This is a genomic window from Acinetobacter sp. CAU_H_S139_7 (assembly GCF_058599305.1).
In genome coordinates this window covers 194,360-211,790 of sequence record NZ_CM178651.1, presented here as the reverse complement: position 1 = coordinate 211,790, position 17,431 = coordinate 194,360, and the positions used below count along the sequence as shown (strand labels likewise).

Genomic DNA, 17,431 nt, shown 5'->3' with positions numbered 1-17,431 from the left:
TTTAGTAGCCGAGTTGTGGGGCAACCTCAACTTTAGGTTTTAATCCAACAAACGGCAATGGCGCACCGAAAATTTCTGCAATATGCATTGCTGAAGTGACAGCAGACTCTAAAATAGGCAGACCATCGCACGACCATGAACCGCAGAAGAAGACTTTTCGGTTAGCACTCTTATGGCGTTGTTGTAACTCTTTATTCAAAGCCACAGTTTGCGAGTCCACCACCGCACGGGTCAAAATTACTGTTGAAATCACTTTTTTCGGGTCAATCTCGGTCACAGGCTGCCACGTTTGGAACACGGCGTTTTTACCGACCAGACTTGGTTCGACTGAATTAAGCCAAACCGTGAACTGTTGACGGGTAAACTTACGGTCCATCATATAGCTCAGCACCGACCAGTCTTTCCGCTTAGGTGGCATCACGGAAGGATCAGTATGGATCACTAGTTGGCCTTGCTCAAAACGGAACTGTTTTAACAGCGCAATATCATCTGCAAACTGAACAGGATCTAAAAACTCTTCAATTTTTGTGGTTGGCGTTGCCACCACCACACGGTCAAACAATTGCTGTTCGCCCTTATTATTTTCAACCAAAACTTTGTCACCTTGTTCAGTGACTTTGCTAATAGCAGATCCACTTTGGATATTGATGTTTTCAATCAATTTATCGACTAAGGCAGGTGTTCCCCCTTGTATACGCAATAAAGCATCACCATCCGTCAACTGACGTAAAAAGATCAACAGCGGTTTCGCTGGCCATTCGCCAATGGTTTTTGGATTACAGGTACAGATGGTGTAGAGCACAGGCATGACTGCGCCATGCCAAAACACTTCTTCAATGTCATGCTGGTTGATAAATTCAGCCAAAGTAATGTCTTGATCTTTAGATTTGAAGAATTTAGCAATCGCGGTTTTAAGCTGCAACATACCTTTAACCAAGCGCCATCCATACTGCTGCAGGCCTTTGCGGTTATTGATAATTGGAAAATTGCCAATGCGGCTACGCGTAGTGGTTAACCATGTTTCTGTACGGTCTTCAAACAACCAACTACACGCCATGTAGGTGCGTACTGGATACGTTTTAATGCCTAAATAAGTCGCAAGACTTAAGGTATTTTTCCATAAGTGTGGGTTCATGACACGTAACGGAGCATCAATCAATCCACCTTCAAACTCTGTACTGTGGCTATCCATCCCTCGCCCAGTCAGTGCTTCGAAAATAGTAATATTATGCCCAGCATCCTTTAGAATTCTTGCGGTAGCAAGACCGGCCATGCCGCTACCAATAACTGCAATATCCAAAATTATGATCCGTCAGTCTGACTTATATTGACTGAAATTATGACCCAATGTCGAAAAAATAGGGCTATTAAAAAATACCAGAATCACATTTTTTCATGTGCCGCACTGGTAGGACGATATTTGCTTAAATTACATTTTATTACACTAAAAAGTCACTTAAATAAACACAGGTTTTTTATACATTTTATTTTAAATAAAAATATAAACCCTTTAAAAACAAAGTATATAAATTAACTATTTTTATAACTTCCGTTTTACAAACCAGCGAAAAAGCGCTAATATTCGCCCCGCATAAAAACGATAATTACATCACATAATAATTCATGACCAACTATGCAAAACAAGAAGACTACAGCGCCTAAAAAATCCCTACCCTTGACCGAGTAGGGATTTCTTCTTTTTAGCGACAAGATTTTAGTCCACCACAGCAACGGGGATTTCACCAAACTTGCCACGATTAAAATCGTCAAAAGCTTGCACAATTTCCGCTTTGCTATTCATCACAAATGGACCATAACCTTGAATTGGCTCATTTAGTGGTTCACCAGTCAACACCAAGAACTTAGTGTCTTGCAGCGCTTGTAGTTGAATTGCAGCTTCGCCATCTTGAGCAAACATCACAATGGAACTATCCACCACTTTTTGCGTGCCATTAATCAGCACTTCACCACTGAGTACCACCACAATCGTGTTATGCGTGACGGGCACATGGATAAAAGTTTCATACTCTGCTTTTAATTCACCATCCCAAACATTGACGGGACTATACGTTTGAGCAGGGCCATGATGACCACCAAACTCACCCGCAATCACACGTAGATGTCCAGCATTGTCATCCATTTCGATGCGCGGGATATCCGCCACGGTCAAGGCTTGATAACGCGGTGTGGTCATTTTGTCTTTGGCTGGCAAATTCACCCAAAGTTGCACCATTTCAAACAAACCACCATGCTCAGTAAAGGCAGGAGAATGAAACTCTTCATGTACCACACCTGAACCCGCAGTCATCCACTGTACATCGCCAGTATTGATGGTACCACCGCCGCCGCTAGAGTCTTTGTGCGTCACTTCACCGCTATAAGCGATGGTGACTGTTTCAAAGCCACGATGCGGGTGTGAACCCACACCACGTTGCGATGTGGTTGGATCAAATTTGTAAGGTGCAGCATAGTCCAAAAGTAGAAACGGACTAATTGCTTGTCCTAAGCGGTCATATGAAAAGAGGTTTTTGACAGGAAAACCATCACCAACCCAATGCATGTCTTGATTACGATAAACACCGATTACTTTTTTCATCTTGGAACTCCTATATCGATAGGATGAATATGCAATCTATACTACCCCTTTCCTCAGCCCTCTTATAGCGCTGCGCTAGTACACACAATCACACAGATAGGACAATACCGCTAAAATCATCTCACCCACATAAAAAACAATTTAAAAACAAAGCCATTCTTTATTTTATGGCATATTTTGCTCAAATTTTCCTATTTTTAAGATTAAGCATCTCGTTTGGCTTATTTTATTGTCTCATTTTCCTACCTATGATGATGTTCAAGCTCAAGGCCGTAACCTTCTTACTGATGGCCTTGAGACTCGACTGATAATCACAACGAGGACAGAAAAATGGCGAAACCTTATATTCGTTTAGACAAAGATAATGCAGCGGTTCTTTTGGTTGACCACCAAGCGGGTCTCCTTTCATTGGTCCGTGACATTGACCCAGACAAATTTAAAAACAATGTGCTGGCACTGGCTGCTGCCGCGAAATATTTTAATCTTCCCACCATTCTGACCACCAGTTTTGAAGATGGTCCAAACGGTCCTTTGATCCCTGAATTGGTCGAAATGTTCCCCGATGCACCCTATATTGCACGCCCAGGGCAAATCAATGCATGGGACAATGAAGACTTTGTTCAAGCCGTGAAAGCCACAGGTAAAAAACAATTGATTATTGCGGGTGTAGTGACTGAAGTCTGTGTGGCCTTCCCTGCACTGTCAGCACTGGAAGAAGAGTTTGATGTCTTTGTGATTACCGATGCGTCGGGAACCTTTAACCCCATCACCCGTGATGCAGCATGGGATCGCATGTCTCAGGAAGGCGCACAGCTGATGTCATGGTTTGGTGCAGCATGTGAATTACACCGCGACTGGCGTAATGATATTGAAGGCCTCGGTTCACTCTTTGCAGCGCATATTCCAGACTATAAAAACCTGATTCAAAGCTATAGCAAAAATACGGCTCAGAAATAATTCGACCTGAGCAAAAGCGATCTTCGGATCGCTTTTTTGTCGTGCGCAATCGTTAGCGATGATACAGTATCAGATCATCCATCACAGACTGGCTTCGGTCACAAATCAATACAGGCTTGAACCCATCATGCATTCATTTGACGACTATTATTATTTTTATCTTGTGGTCAAGCACGGCGGTTTCAGTGCTGCAAGCGATGCCTCGAACATCACCAAGTCTAAACTTAGTCGCCGCATTTTAGACCTTGAAGCCAAGTACAACGTGACCCTAATTCAGCGTTCAACGCGACATTTTAAAGTCACCCCCTTGGGACAAGAGCTGTTTGAAGAATGTCGTCAAATCATTCAGCAAGTCGAAAGTGCACACAATGTTTTACTGAAACAGAAAAGTGAACCGCAAGGTTTAATCAAGATCAGCTGCCCTTCTGTGATGATGCGCTATCAAGTGCGAAGCTTACTCAATCATTTTTTAAAACAATATCCCAAAGTCCAAGTGGAAATGGAGCTAACCAGCCGTCGTGTCGATGTCTTGCATGATGACATTGATCTTGCCATTCGAACCAATTTTAGCGCCAATGAAGACTCAAGCATTGTGGTCCGTGATGTGGTCAAAACTACACATTGTTTGGTGGCCAGTCCTGATCTGCTACAAGGCCGTGAAATTCAATTTGCCACCGAGCTGAATGATTTTCCAACGCTCGCACTGGGGGTGCAAAAGTCCGATTATCAATGGTTATTGCATCATACCCAGAGTGATGAACAGATCGTTATTCCTTTAGAACCACGCGTCAAAAGTAATGATGTCGCAGGCGTGTATTACTCGGCTCTGGATGGACTCGGCATTGCCAACCTGCCTTACTTAACGGTAGAGGCAGATATTGCTTCAGGTCGCCTAGTTCACATTTTGCCCGACTGGTGTTCCAATATTGGAACCGTACAGTTGGTCTATGCTTCACGTAAAGGACAACGTTTGGTCATGGAAAAACTAATTGAGCATTTGATTCAGGGTTTAAGAGGCTTTGCCAGCACCAGCAAAGGCTACCATCTGTAAAAGCTAAAAGAACCCGCATAAAAAAATCAGCCACTTGGGCTGATTTTGTACAGGCATCATGCTCATGACTCAGCACAATGCAACCATCGAGGTTGATTTAAATTTTACCAACCAAGTCGATTGACGGCGCAAGCGTTGCTTCACCTTCTTTCCATTTTGCAGGACATACTTCGCCTGGGTGTGCATGCACATATTGTGCTGCTTTCACTTTGCGTAATAGTTCAGACGCATCGCGACCAATACCGCCAGCATTAATTTCAATAATTTGGATTTTACCTTCAGGATCAATCACAAAAGTACCTCGGTCTGCTAGACCTTCTGTTTCAATCAGCACATCAAAGTTTTTAGACAAAGTCCAAGTTGGATCGCCAATCAAGGGATACTGAATTTTACCAATCACATCTGAAGTGTCGTGCCATGCTTTATGGGTAAAGTGGGTATCGGTCGATACGCCGTAAATTTCCACACCGAGTTTTTTAAACTCAGCATAGTGATCGGCTAAGTCGCCCAATTCTGTTGGACACACAAAGGTGAAATCAGCAGGATAGAAAAATACGACAGACCATGTGCCTTTTAAGTTTTGCTCAGACAACTCAATGAACTCACCATTTTGGTAGGCTGTTGCATTAAACGCTTTAACTTCAGTATTGATTAAACTCATGTATTCGTCCTCAAAAGATTTGTGAGAGTGCTTAAGTGATGAAGCGAGAATACGCACAAATCTAAAATTGGTAAAACAGTAAGTTTTTATTATTTTTATCGGATTTTTAGATTTACTATTTCCCTACGCTGTTGCCCGATTTTCACTATCTTGTGGTCTAAATGAAAACCTTTCGATTTTTCAAATGGGCTCAATACAGTCAAATCTAGAGTCAAGCAGTGGAAAATCTATGATTTGGAAGGGCCTTTCAAAGCTTTGATGTTCAATAAAAAGTGAATTTAAGCCGTTTCGGTCTGCCCCACCTGATGATAAGCACGATTAAAATAAACCAAACTTTGCTCATGTTGGCTTTGTTGAATCGCGACAATACGGCACATAAAAACCGTATGTGTTCCCACTTCTTGAATATCATCAATTTCACAATCAAAATTGACCAAAGCATCCTTTAAAACAGGTGCGCCCGTTTCTAGCTCTGTCCACACACCATGTTTAAAACGCTCTTCAGACGTCATTTTAGATGCGAAGACATTCGAAATATGCTGATGTTGTGCACCTAACACATTCACAGTTAGGATTTTATTATCGACAAAATGTGCATGTGAACGCGATGCTTTATTCATACAGACCAATAATGTCGGTGGTGTATCCGTCACACTGCATACGGCAGATGCTGTGAATCCATGACGATCAGCCATGCCTGCCGTGGTTACGACACTCACTGCACTGGTTAACAAAGACATTGCATTTCTAAAGTCTGTTGCTTCAATCATCATTTTATTCCTCAGTAGAACGGACACATGCTTTGACTCAGATAAAAGCTACCCATTTCTGATCAAATAGATAGCCCTTTCACATCACGCGCTTGCTGCGTATGAAGCCGAAAGTTCTTTACGAATAATTTCTGCACCTGCGCTTAACGCATTCAGCTTACCACGTGCGACTTCACGTGCTAAAGGGGCCATGCCACAGTTGGTCGAAGGATAGAGTTTATCTGCATCGACAAACTGAAGTGCTTTACGTAGTGTATTCGCAACTTCTTCAGGTGTTTCAACAGTGTTGGTTGCGACATCAATCGCACCGACCATGACTTTTTTACCGCGAATCAGTTCAATCAGATCCATTGGCACACGCGAGTTTTGACATTCAAGTGAGATGATATCAACTTTAGATTGTTGCAGTTTAGGGAATGCTTCTTCGTATTGACGCCACTCTGAACCCAAGGTCTTTTTCCAATCGGTATTGGCTTTGATACCATAGCCATAGCAAATATGAACCGCAGTTTCACATTTCAGACCTTCAAGTGCTCGTTCAAGCGTTGCAACACCCCAATCATTCACTTCATCAAAGAACACATTAAATGCAGGTTCATCGAACTGAATAATATCCACGCCAGCAGCTTCTAACTCACGTGCTTCTTGATTCAGGATCTTAGCAAATTCCCAAGCCAGTTTTTCACGGCTTTTGTAGTGACCATCATACAGCGTATCAATCATGGTCATCGGACCAGGCAGCGCCCATTTAATCGGTTGGGTGGTTTGGCTACGTAAAAACTTAGCATCTTCAACAAAAACAGGCTTTTGACGGCTTACTGCACCTACTACTGAGGGTACGCTCGCATCATAACGATTACGGATACGAACCGTTTCGCGTTTCTCAAAATCAACGCCATCCAGATGTTCAATAAACGTCGTCACAAAATGTTGACGGGTTTGTTCACCATCACTAACGATATCAATGCCTGCATGGAGTTGTTCTTGCAATGACAAACGTAAGGCATCTTGTTTCGCTTCGAGTAATGCCTCACCCTCGAGTTTCCAAGGTGACCAAAGTTTCTCAGGCTCAGCAAGCCAAGAAGGTTTCGGTAAACTGCCTGCAGTTGATGTTGGTAATAAAATGGCCATTTTAAATCTCTATTTCAATATTCTATTTCAGTTAAATTAAGCAGCGTTGCTGTCTACGGTGTAATTCGCAGCCCATTGTTCAAGGATGTCTTGATAAGGCTTAATAAAGTTCTCTTCCGTCCATTTACCTTGCTTGACCGCGAGCTGACCACGTTCAACACGGTCATAGACAATTTGTGTCAAAGAGTAATCTGGGTACTCTAGGCTGGCTTGATAGACTTGGGACGCTGATGAATTTGCATTGTAAATTTCAGGGCGATAGATCTTTTGGAAAGTTTCCATGGTGCTAATCACACTGATCAATTCAAGATCGGTGTAATCACGCAGTAAATCACCCGCAAAATAGAATGCTAAAGGTGCAGCGCTCCCTTTCGGCATAAAGAAGCGAACCTGTAAGCCCATTTTATGGAAATACTCATCGGTACGTGAATATTCATCTTGTTTATACTCAACGCCTAACACAGGATGCTCATTTGCAGTACGGTGATACTTCTTCGCCGTTGAAACACTCAAACAAATCACAGGCTGTTGATTAAACTCTGCTTTAAAAGTCTCTGAGTTCACCAAGTATTGATACAGTTTGCCATGTAGATCACCAAAACCTTCAGGTGCATACGACGTCGAATTCTCTTTATTATGTTCTTTCAGCACCACGCTAAAATCGTAGTCACGTACATAAGACGAGAAGCTATTGCCAATCATGCCTTCAATACGTTGATGGGTGTGGTGATCATTAATCGTGCTTTTCAGCATTTCAATAATTGGGAAAGTTTGACCATTCCCTTCAATGTCTAAATTTGCAGAAATAATATCGATTTCAAGCGAATAACGATCACCATTCGGGTTATCTGTTTGTGCTAAGGCATTGAAACGATTATTAATCATACGAAGTGTATTACGTAGGTTCTGCTCACGACTTTCACCGCGCGCCAAGTTAGCAAAGTTCGTCGTTAGACGTGTGTTATCTGCTGGTTGATAGTTTTCATCAAAACGAATGCGTTTAATTGAACATGCAAACTCTGTACTCATGGCGATCTGTTACCCTATATTTCTGCGATAAAACTGAATTTCTTTCATGCTCTTTCTAGAGGGTCCAATTTTCTTTTTGGATTTTTCTAGCAAATCGTCTTTCCAACCTTCTCAGATTTTTCTGAGCGTCAGGCTAAGAAGCAACGATGAATATGATCTATCGTTAAGAGCGTGGTTTAATTTATACCTGAATGATCACATGAATAAAAATGATTTAATCTCACACCAAAGTGAACTAAATTCATGTTTGGAAATTCTGTCGCATTCACAATGAATTGTGCGTGGATAATTTTTTGTGGATGTACGAAAGGAGAGAATGAAAACATCAAACCCTCATACGTGAGCTGTGAAAAGTCATGATATTGCTAAATCAATGTTATCAACACGCTACACCTCTATTTTAATTATCTATTTATATCAGCAACTTAAAGTCATGAACTGATTATTAAAATATTAGATAAAACAGGCAATTCAATGGTTTTGTCTGTGGGAAAATTAAGAGTGCAAGCTTGGTTTTGAGTTCTTGTATTTATTAACTTTGGCTCCTCTTTCTGACCTTGGCTCTTCCTCACAGAATCAGGAAATTTAATATCTTTCCTATCACCAATCAGAATGAAAAAAACAAACATTCGGTCGTTATATTAAAAACAGCTCACCTATATCAAGTAAAACTAAATAATCATCTCATGCATTTTTTGCATAACTGAATTAAAAATTGCATTGTCGTTTTTTTTAAAAAAAAGTAACACTTGCCACAGTTAAATCCCCAATCGACGATTTAGCACTCAATATCTAAAGCAATGCCTCTATAAATTGATCAACATGGAATGTCATCAATGCCTTGCTACATAAGGCCAAAAGTTGATGAAAAGAAGATTAAAAGAAGGAACGATAAGTATGAAGCAGAAGAAACTACTGAAATATATTCTGATTGCCATGATCTCAGGAATACTGATTGGATGGGCTTTTCATAGCACTTTAACGACTGCACAAACCACAGAACTTGCCGCCTATTTTAAAATAGTGACCGATGTATTCTTAAGATTAATTAAAATGATTATTGCACCCTTAGTTTTTGCAACAATCGTTTCTGGTCTTGTCTCAATGGGAAAATCCTCTTCTCTGGGATCAATTACCTTAAAGGCCATGAGTTGGTTCATTGGTGCATCATTTATTTCACTTTTACTGGGTATGGGCTTAGCCAATTTATTCCAACCTGGCGCTGGAATGAATCTCACCGTTCCTCAAACAGCGGTTGATATCGGTGTCAGTGCGACAAGTCTGAGCTTAGAAAGCTTCATTACGCATATTTTCCCGCGTAGTTTTGCTGAAGCCATGGCCAATAATGAGATATTACAGATTTTGGTTTTCTCAATTTTCTTTGGTTCCGCACTTGCCTATGTTCAACATCATAGTGAAGCGACCGTCATTGGTAAATAATTGATGAACTCTGTAAGGTCATGTTCCGAATTACAGATTATGTCATGGCATTTGCACCTATCGCCGTTTTTGCAGCCATTGCTTCCGCGATTACCATCCAAGGCCCTAAACTGATTATCGATTATAGTATTTTCATTGGACAGTTCTATGTGGGATTACTGGTGCTTTGGACTCTCCTGATTGCTTTCGGCTATATCTTCTTGAAAAAAGATATTTTTAGATTGATGCGAATCGTGCGTGAACCCACCATGTTGGCCTTTGCGACCGCAAGTAGTGAATCGGCTTATCCAAAGACCATGGAAGCTTTGGATAAATTCGGTGTGCCTAAACGTATTACCAGTTTCGTTCTCCCTTTAGGTTATTCTTTCAACCTCGACGGCTCGATGATGTATATGGCATTTGCCGTGTTATTTATTGCACAAGCCTATAACATTGATTTAAGTTTTTCACAGCAAGCACTCATACTCTTTACCCTCATGATTACGAGTAAAGGGATTGCAGGTGTTTCACGGGCTTCCATAGTGGTGATTGCCTCCACTCTGGCTATGTTCAAGCTTCCTGAAGCTGGTATTCTATTAATTTTAGCGATTGATCAGTTTTTAGATATGGGCCGTACGGCAACCAATGTGATTGGAAATAGTATTGCAACTGCCGTGATTGCACGTACTGAGGGCAATAAAGATGAGCTTGCGGAGCAAGAAGGTATTATGGTGAACAACATTCCTCCCGCAAACCAATTAGCCGATAATAGTTAGAATTATTTATAGAGAAAATAAAAGGTGATTTTTAAATAGTAAGTAAAGTCCTTTATTTACTATTCATAAAATCACCGTATTTATTATTAACAAGAGTTTTCACAACGATTAACTAAAATAATCCATAAAATCCAATTATTTATTTTTATGAATTAAAACATTCCAAATATAATTAATTCTATTTGAAAATGACATTTCTCGTTTAACCAGATAGACATCTTGAAATAAATAGTACTGCTTACCGTCCAGTACTTTTAATTTATTTTCTTGGATTTCTCTTTCAACCAATAACTTAGGCAGCCATGCCACACCTAAACCTTGCAACACCAACTCTTTTAAATCACCTGCATTATCCGTCTCATATAAAGTTCTATAATCCAACTTATTTTCAATCGCTTCATCCACACAGTTTCTTAAATATGCTTGTTTACTATAAGACAACAAAGGAAATGACTGATCGAGTGAATATTTGGCAGTCCCGTCATGATCTAAGGCCGTCACCGGGAGTATTTCCATTTCAACAATTTTATGAAATTCGAACAAAGAACGATCGAATTGTTCTAATGTTTTTTTATCGCAATAACTGATTAAAAAATCACACGAGCCATCTTTTAATAAGCGCATCCCCTGTTTGAAATTTGAGGCAATAATTTCCAATTTTAAGTCCGTCATATCCATCGATAATTCATGAATAAAGCGGGGAAAAAACTGGGTAATGAGCGAGTGTGACACTGCAAACTTGACGGTTAACTCATCATGTTTCACATTCTTTTCTAAATATTTTATTGTTGTAGTGAGTTGATTTTGTATGTTTTTTGCCGAAGCCAGTAAAACTTGACCTGCTTCTGTGAAATCAATATTTTTACTATATCTTTTCAAAATCTGGAAACCAAGTGAGTTTTCAATATTCTGAATTCTGCGCGTAAAGGCAGACTGCGTGACATGTCGTAGAGCTGCTGCTTGAGATATCGATTTTTCTTGCTCTAACGCAAGTAAATCTTCAATCCATCGAATTTCTAAAGTCATAACTCATTCTTCACTCATCCTTTGATCAATTATAATCTATTATGCAAAAAATGCATGTAGTAATATATTTTTACATTAGAAAAAAAACCGTACGCACTTTAATATCGATTTATTCGAGATTAGAGTCTATTTAAATGAACATTAAGATTAACACACGCGTTGAAAAGGATTTATTAGGACATAAAGAAATTCCTGCTCATTGCTATTATGGTGTACAAACTTTAAGAGCTTTAGAGAACTTTAATTTAAGTCCAAATAAACTCAATCAATTCCCTGTTTTTATTAATGCCCTTGCAATGGTTAAAGCTGCATGCGCAGAAGCCAACTTTAAACTCAATAAACTTGAAGAAAATAAATACAATGCCATTCAGTATGCATGTGAACAAGTTATTAATTATAAGTATCATGACCAATTTCCAATTGATATGATTCAAGGTGGTGCGGGAACATCCACCAATATGAATATCAATGAAGTACTGGCTAATATTGGATTAGAACATTTAGAGCATTTAAAAGGCGAATATCAATATTTACATCCAAATAATGATATTAATATGTCTCAGTCAACCAATGATGTTTATCCAACAGCCATTAAAGTGGGTTTAATTTTTGCAATTGAGCAATTGAACAGCCCGTTCCAAAATTTAATTCAAAGTTTTAAGAACAAATCAGATGAGTTTTCGCATATCTTAAAAATGGGTCGTACCCAATTGCAAGATGCTGTTCCAATGACCTTGGGTCAAGAATTTGGCGCATTTGCAAATACCTTACAAAATGATTTAAACAAGCTCAATGACATCATGCCGTCTGCTTTAAGTGTTGTAAATTTGGGCGGAACGGCAATTGGAACAGGGATCAATACCGAAGTTAAGTATCGTGAATATGCCATCGCAGCATTGTCTGAAATTACCCAAAAGCAGATCAGCAGTTCACCTGATTTAATTGAAGCAACCTCAGATATGGGCGATTTCGTTTTATTATCGAGCTTCTTAAAACGTACCGCGACTAAACTCTCAAAAATTGCCAATGACCTGCGTTTGCTTTCTAGTGGCCCTCGTACTGGTCTGAATGAAATCCATTTAGAACCGCGCCAACCAGGCAGTTCAATTATGCCAGGCAAAGTGAATCCTGTTATCCCAGAAGCCATGAACTTAGTGTGTTTTCAAGTGATTGCCAATGATTTAGCCATTACTTTGGCGGCCGAAGCAGGTCAGTTACAGCTCAATGCGATGGAGCCGTTAATTGCTTTTAAACTGTTCGAATCGATCGATTTGTTAGGTAAAGCTATGCAAATGTTCCAATACAAATGTATTGAAAACATCCGTGCCAATGCTGAACACTGTCAGGCCAATGTAGATAATTCAATTGGCATTATTACTGCACTCAACCCATATTTGGGCTATGAAACAACGACTCGTATTGCAAAACAAGCCAATGAAACTGGTCAAAGTGTATTGGCTTTAATTAAAGCTGAAAACCTATTGTCTGATCAACTTTTGGCTGATGTGCTATCAATCAAAAATATGGTTCATCCTCAGCAATCTTTATCATGATTTATTAGCATTTCGTCTTTTTAAAAAGGGATCTCATCAGAGGTCCCTTTTTTATAGAGAGGAAAAGTATGCTATGTCACTCGTATTAGCTGAACATCTTTATTCTATAAAGCTCTTTTTTAAATACCAAATTTGCCTAGCCATAAAAAAAGAACTTGATATAAATCAAGTTCTTTTTCACTTCATACAATATTTAGATATTATACAAATCAAAAGGGAAATCCATATCTGCTGGTGCTGCCGCAGGCGCTGACTGAGGAGCCGCCTTTGGTGCAAAACCGCTTGGGATATTGTTCGCATAACCACTTTGTTGGTTGTTGCTATTGCCCGCTGCAGGATTGCCGCCATAACCGCCTTGGTTGTTGTTATTGTTATAACCACCACCTTGGTTATTGTTGAAACGTGGTTGTGCATAACCATCATTTCCGCCTTGCATTTGCTCGCCTTGCTGACGGTTGTTGTCGAGCATCTGCATTTGCTCACCACGAATTTCTGTGGTGTAGCGTTCTTGACCATTTTGATCTGTCCACTGACGAGTACGCAGTGAACCTTCAATATAAACTTTCGAACCTTTACGTAGGTATTGTTGCGCAATTTCACCTAGACGGTTGTGTAACACAATACGGTGCCATTCGGTTTGCTCTTTACGCTCACCTGTGCTTTTGTCTGTCCAAGAGTCGCTCGTTGCAATTGAAAACTGGGTCAACGAACCACCGTTTGGAAAAGTTTTCGTCTCTGGATCTCGGCCTAATGTGCCCACTAATATGACTTTGCTCATATTAGTTTTACTATAAGTTGCAGTATCCATATGGGCTTTGTTGCATAAATATGTAAGCATCTGATTTAAATAAATTTAATTTTGGATCAAAAAATAATCAAAACTTTTAAAATCATATAGTTATGAAATCTTTGTGCAACAAAGCCACTTAACATTAGACCTATTGCGTTAGTCAAAATTTAAACAGCCTAAAGCTACATTTAATAAGGTTTTAGCCAATTCAAAAATTAGGCAAAACGATACTTTCGCAAGAGGTCTATTTTCTATAGTTTAAAAAATAGCCTCCCTTATTTACAACATAAAAGAAGCTATTTTTCTGTTTAAGTAATTAATTTAAAATAAATTTAAAACAAAATTATCTTAAATAACTTAACAAGTTATATCTATATATGATCAGAACGGAAGATCATCATCCATATCTGCTGGTGCTGCCGCAGGCGCTGACTGAGGAGCCGCCTTTGGTGCAAAACCGCTTGGGTTATTGTTCGCATAACCACTTTGTTGGTTGTTGCTATTGCCCGCTGCAGGATTGCCGCCATAACCGCCTTGGTTGTTGTTATTGTTATAACCACCACCTTGGTTATTGTTGAAACGTGGTTGTGCATAACCATCATTTCCGCCTTGCATTTGCTCGCCTTGCTGACGGTTGTTGTCGAGCATCTGCATTTGCTCACCACGAATTTCTGTGGTGTAGCGTTCTTGACCATTTTGATCTGTCCACTGACGAGTACGCAGTGAACCTTCAATATAAACTTTCGAACCTTTACGTAGGTATTGTTGCGCAATTTCACCTAGACGGTTGTGTAACACAATACGGTGCCATTCGGTTTGCTCTTTACGCTCACCTGTGCTTTTGTCTGTCCAAGAATCGCTCGTGGCAATTGAAAACTGGGTCAACGAACCACCATTTGGGAAAGTTTTCGTCTCTGGATCTCGGCCTAATGTGCCCACTAAAATAACTTTATTTACACCGCGCATCTGATGTTTACTTCCTATCTATTTCTATTATTTACTTTATAAGAGTTATGCTTAAATGGCTACCTCTTTCCCCAACAACTGCGTTAAATCTTGTCGTGTAGCATCATCTATTTGCTGCTTATCGACTTTTACATACGCTACTTGCTGATCAGACATCACCACGACCTCTTCAATACCACGAATCGCTAAAAGCTGTGAAGTCCATTCGTCCGTTTGTTTATGCTCAGGTAAACGCAACACCATCGAAGACAGATAGCGTGGTTGTGCCAAGCCAAAACTAATCAATAACCAAACAATCGCTAGTCCAGTCAGGATGCTCCAGCCCAAGGCTGTATTGTTTAACAGCAGCAACTGACCGCCTGTGACACCACCAAAGAATGCGCCTAAAAACTGGCTGCTGGCATTGAGGCCCATCGCAGTCGCTTTAGACTGAATCGGCGCAGCTTTCGATAACCATGACGGCAGCAACGCTTCCATGACATTAAAAGCAATAAAGAATAAACCCAAACCAGTGAGCAAAATATACTTCGACTCAAAGCCAAAAATTAGGATGCCTAAACCTAAAATAATGCCGCCAATAGCCGTTAAAAAGATGCCTCGCATTTTGCGATATTTTTCAGCCAACACAATACTTGGAAAGGCAAAAAATAGGCTAATAACCAACAGCGGCAAATACACCCAGCCATGCGAATTTAGTGGAATTTTTGCAAAGTCGATGAGTTGCGATGGGACATAAATAAACATTGCCGTCAGCAATAAATGTAAGCTAAACACCGATACATGCAGACGGTTCAGATCGCCCATTTTTAAGACTTGTTTGAGCTGGGCCAAATAACCTTGTTGATAATTACGATGATGGCGGGTGACTTTTGGCACCAAAAACAACATCGAAATAGCGGCCAAGCCCATGATAGTCGTTACCCAGAATAATCCTGAAATCCCCACTAAACCGGTAAGCCACGGCCCCAAACTAAAAGCCACAGCAAAAGAAACTCCGATACTCATGCCCATGGTTGCCATGGCTTTCATACGATTTTCTTCACGGGTCACATCCGCCAGTAGTGCCATCACCACTGCAGACACTGCCCCCCCACCTGCAATGGCACGGCCAATAATCACCCCATAAATGGTGTCGGACATCGCGGCAATTGCACCACCTAAAGCAAATAGAAGTAGCCCAAAAACCACCAAAGGCTTACGGCTATAACGGTCGGCAATCAAGCTGAAAGGAATCTGTAAAATGGCCTGTGTTAAACCATAAATCCCCACAGCCAAACCGAGCAACGCAGGCGTTGCATATTCATAGGTCTGCCCTGCCACAGAAAATACAGGGATGATCATGAACAAACCCAACATGCGTAAGGCAAAAATACTGCTTAAGGCAAAAGTTGAACGACGTTCTAAAGCATTCATCATAAACGAGGACAGACTGTATTGAATTAATCTTGGATCAAGATTATAGGCTATTCAATCCGACTAGCGGCATGAATTTTATGTTTAATAAAAGCCTTCCTGATCTGAAAAACAAAAAGTGCAGCCTGAGCTGCGCTTTTCTGCGGTTTAAAGCAATCTGCTTTAAGCGGCTTGATGTTTTTTGTATTGAATAGAAGCAATAACTGCCCAAACAATAAAGGCCACACCAATTAAACCCGTGACAACTTCTGGTACATGTAGACCTGTACCACTTGCCAGCATAATGAATGCTAAAGCACCAATGGCGTAGTGTGCACCATGCTCAAGGAAGACATAGGCATCCAAAGTCCCTTTTTCTACCAAGTAAATCGTCATCGAACGCACGAAAATCGCACCAATCGCGAGACCCAACATAATAATCACGACATCGGAAGTAATGGCAAACGCGCCAATTACGCCATCAAAACTGAACGATGCATCAAGTACTTCTAGGTATAAGAAACCACCAATACCTGCTTTGACCACACCCGTGGTTGCGCCATTGGCATCATGTGTAACTGCATTGCCGTCTTCATCAACTTCAGGTTCACCACCCAACAAATGACTCAAGACTTGTACGCCAATGTAAACCACGATGCCCCAGATTCCCGCCATGGTCACCACGAGACGTTTAGCTTCATCGACATTAGCCGCCATCACCAAAAGTGCAATCAGTGCAAGAAAGACCGACATTGCAGGAACATTGGCTAAGTTGGTCAAACGGCGTTCTAACCAGCGGAACCAGTGCGTGTCTTTCTCTTCATCTAAGAAGAAGTTTAAGAACACAAGTAACAAGAATGCTCCACCAAACGCAGCAATTTCAGGGTGGTGATCCATCAGACGTTGTGAGTAGGTTTTTGGATCATTCAAAGCCAATTGTACGACTTCAACAAAGCCCATATCTGCAGTTACAGCCACAATTGCGACAGGGAAGATTAAACGCATACCAAATACAGCGACTAAAATACCCACAGTCAGGAACAACGTTTTCCAGAAATGATCCCAACCACGTAACACAGATGCATTGACCACGGCATTATCAAAAGATAACGAGACCTCCATCACCGCTAAAATTGCAGTAATGGTCAAAGCAGTAAACATGGTCTTTAAGCCCGCTTCTGGTCCATGGGTAAAACCCCAGTACGCAGACAACGCAAGACACACGATCGTAAAAATGATAGAGAAACCAAAATGTTTCATCATGACAGATCGACCTATAAAAAATTTGGAGATGAACGAAAACTTAAAAAACAG

At 40.6% G+C, this 17,431-nt stretch carries 14 protein-coding genes and 1 pseudogene; 4 read left to right on the top strand and 11 right to left on the bottom strand.

Features of this window, described 5'->3' with window-relative positions; all coding sequences use genetic code 11:
- Position 1 precedes the first annotated feature (1 nt).
- Positions 2–1,300: an FAD-dependent oxidoreductase gene (locus tag AC4MC0_RS00950; RefSeq protein WP_005401568.1), complete on the bottom strand. Its 1,299-nt coding sequence runs from the start codon at positions 1,298–1,300 to the stop codon at positions 2–4.
- A 414-nt stretch (positions 1,301–1,714) separates the two neighbouring features.
- A complete protein-coding gene (locus AC4MC0_RS00945) occupies positions 1,715–2,596 on the bottom strand; it encodes a pirin family protein (protein ID WP_005401567.1) in 882 nt (293 codons plus the stop codon).
- A gap of 330 nt (positions 2,597–2,926) precedes the next feature.
- Here AC4MC0_RS00945 and ycaC point away from each other — a divergent pair, with 330 nt between their 5' ends.
- Together ycaC and AC4MC0_RS00935 are read left to right on the top strand one after the other, a co-directional pair.
- Positions 2,927–3,553, top strand: coding sequence for an isochorismate family cysteine hydrolase YcaC (ycaC, locus tag AC4MC0_RS00940; protein ID WP_491887221.1), 627 nt, complete (start codon positions 2,927–2,929; stop codon positions 3,551–3,553).
- Between the two features lie 127 nt (positions 3,554–3,680).
- A complete protein-coding gene (locus tag AC4MC0_RS00935; RefSeq protein WP_279745660.1) occupies positions 3,681–4,604 on the top strand; it encodes a LysR substrate-binding domain-containing protein in 924 nt (307 codons plus the stop codon).
- Between the two features lie 97 nt (positions 4,605–4,701).
- On the opposite strand, the gene ahpC is transcribed toward AC4MC0_RS00935, so the two are convergent.
- The 4 genes from ahpC to AC4MC0_RS00915 all read right to left on the bottom strand — a co-directional run bounded on the left by ahpC (position 4,702) and on the right by AC4MC0_RS00915 (position 8,195).
- Positions 4,702–5,265 (bottom strand): alkyl hydroperoxide reductase subunit C, encoded by a 564-nt coding sequence (gene ahpC / locus AC4MC0_RS00930; RefSeq protein ID WP_004691631.1) that lies wholly within the window; start codon positions 5,263–5,265, stop codon positions 4,702–4,704.
- Positions 5,266–5,543: 278 nt separating this feature from the next.
- Positions 5,544–6,035: a flavin reductase gene (locus AC4MC0_RS00925; RefSeq protein ID WP_005401563.1), complete on the bottom strand. Its 492-nt coding sequence runs from the start codon at positions 6,033–6,035 to the stop codon at positions 5,544–5,546.
- A gap of 84 nt (positions 6,036–6,119) precedes the next feature.
- Complete coding sequence (locus AC4MC0_RS00920) at positions 6,120–7,166, bottom strand: methionine synthase (RefSeq protein ID WP_005401562.1); 1,047 nt, start codon at positions 7,164–7,166, stop codon at positions 6,120–6,122.
- A 36-nt stretch (positions 7,167–7,202) separates the two neighbouring features.
- Positions 7,203–8,195 carry a DUF1852 domain-containing protein gene (locus AC4MC0_RS00915; protein ID WP_491887220.1) on the bottom strand — a complete coding sequence of 331 codons (993 nt, stop codon included), beginning with the start codon at positions 8,193–8,195 and terminating at the stop codon, positions 7,203–7,205.
- Positions 8,196–9,092: 897 nt separating this feature from the next.
- On the opposite strand from AC4MC0_RS00915, the pseudogene AC4MC0_RS00910 reads away from it, so the two are divergent.
- Positions 9,093–10,390, top strand: a pseudogene (locus AC4MC0_RS00910) (dicarboxylate/amino acid:cation symporter).
- A 135-nt stretch (positions 10,391–10,525) separates the two neighbouring features.
- Here AC4MC0_RS00910 and AC4MC0_RS00905 read toward each other — a convergent pair.
- Positions 10,526–11,416 (bottom strand): LysR substrate-binding domain-containing protein, encoded by an 891-nt coding sequence (locus AC4MC0_RS00905; RefSeq protein WP_491887219.1) that lies wholly within the window; start codon positions 11,414–11,416, stop codon positions 10,526–10,528.
- Between the two features lie 134 nt (positions 11,417–11,550).
- On the opposite strand from AC4MC0_RS00905, the gene AC4MC0_RS00900 reads away from it, so the two are divergent.
- Positions 11,551–12,969: an aspartate ammonia-lyase gene (locus AC4MC0_RS00900; protein WP_234304369.1), complete on the top strand. Its 1,419-nt coding sequence runs from the start codon at positions 11,551–11,553 to the stop codon at positions 12,967–12,969.
- Between the two features lie 193 nt (positions 12,970–13,162).
- Here AC4MC0_RS00900 and ssb (AC4MC0_RS00895) read toward each other — a convergent pair whose 3' ends face one another.
- The 4 genes from ssb (AC4MC0_RS00895) to AC4MC0_RS00880 all read right to left on the bottom strand — a co-directional run bounded on the left by ssb (AC4MC0_RS00895) (position 13,163) and on the right by AC4MC0_RS00880 (position 17,380).
- On the bottom strand, positions 13,163–13,777 hold the full coding sequence (gene ssb / locus AC4MC0_RS00895) for a single-stranded DNA-binding protein (RefSeq protein ID WP_491887218.1): 615 nt from the start codon (positions 13,775–13,777) through the stop codon (positions 13,163–13,165).
- Between the two features lie 363 nt (positions 13,778–14,140).
- Positions 14,141–14,725, bottom strand: a complete 585-nt coding sequence (gene ssb / locus AC4MC0_RS00890) for a single-stranded DNA-binding protein (RefSeq protein ID WP_004691666.1) — start codon at positions 14,723–14,725, stop codon at positions 14,141–14,143.
- Between the two features lie 51 nt (positions 14,726–14,776).
- The gene (locus AC4MC0_RS00885; protein ID WP_094148460.1) at positions 14,777–16,141 is read right to left on the bottom strand and encodes an MFS transporter; all 1,365 of its coding nucleotides are present in this window, start codon (positions 16,139–16,141) and stop codon (positions 14,777–14,779) included.
- A gap of 159 nt (positions 16,142–16,300) precedes the next feature.
- Positions 16,301–17,380 carry a DUF475 domain-containing protein gene (locus AC4MC0_RS00880; RefSeq protein ID WP_058870674.1) on the bottom strand — a complete coding sequence of 360 codons (1,080 nt, stop codon included), beginning with the start codon at positions 17,378–17,380 and terminating at the stop codon, positions 16,301–16,303.
- Between the last annotated feature and the right edge of the window lie 51 nt (positions 17,381–17,431).

Bases quoted from the DNA above. Each gene is read 5' to 3' on its own strand.
- AC4MC0_RS00945 (WP_005401567.1), bottom strand. From the start codon at position 2,596: ATGAAAAAAGTAATCGGTGTTTATCGTAATCAAGACATGCATTGGGTT.
- ycaC (WP_491887221.1), top strand. From the start codon at position 2,927: ATGGCGAAACCTTATATTCGTTTAGACAAAGATAATGCAGCGGTTCTT.
- AC4MC0_RS00935 (WP_279745660.1), top strand. From the start codon at position 3,681: ATGCATTCATTTGACGACTATTATTATTTTTATCTTGTGGTCAAGCAC.
- ahpC (WP_004691631.1), bottom strand. From the start codon at position 5,265: ATGAGTTTAATCAATACTGAAGTTAAAGCGTTTAATGCAACAGCCTAC.
- AC4MC0_RS00925 (WP_005401563.1), bottom strand. From the start codon at position 6,035: ATGATTGAAGCAACAGACTTTAGAAATGCAATGTCTTTGTTAACCAGT.
- AC4MC0_RS00920 (WP_005401562.1), bottom strand. From the start codon at position 7,166: ATGGCCATTTTATTACCAACATCAACTGCAGGCAGTTTACCGAAACCT.
- AC4MC0_RS00915 (WP_491887220.1), bottom strand. From the start codon at position 8,195: ATGAGTACAGAGTTTGCATGTTCAATTAAACGCATTCGTTTTGATGAA.
- AC4MC0_RS00905 (WP_491887219.1), bottom strand. From the start codon at position 11,416: ATGACTTTAGAAATTCGATGGATTGAAGATTTACTTGCGTTAGAGCAA.
- AC4MC0_RS00900 (WP_234304369.1), top strand. From the start codon at position 11,551: ATGAACATTAAGATTAACACACGCGTTGAAAAGGATTTATTAGGACAT.
- ssb (WP_491887218.1), bottom strand. From the start codon at position 13,777: ATGGATACTGCAACTTATAGTAAAACTAATATGAGCAAAGTCATATTA.
- ssb (WP_004691666.1), bottom strand. From the start codon at position 14,725: ATGCGCGGTGTAAATAAAGTTATTTTAGTGGGCACATTAGGCCGAGAT.
- AC4MC0_RS00885 (WP_094148460.1), bottom strand. From the start codon at position 16,141: ATGATGAATGCTTTAGAACGTCGTTCAACTTTTGCCTTAAGCAGTATT.
- AC4MC0_RS00880 (WP_058870674.1), bottom strand. From the start codon at position 17,380: ATGATGAAACATTTTGGTTTCTCTATCATTTTTACGATCGTGTGTCTT.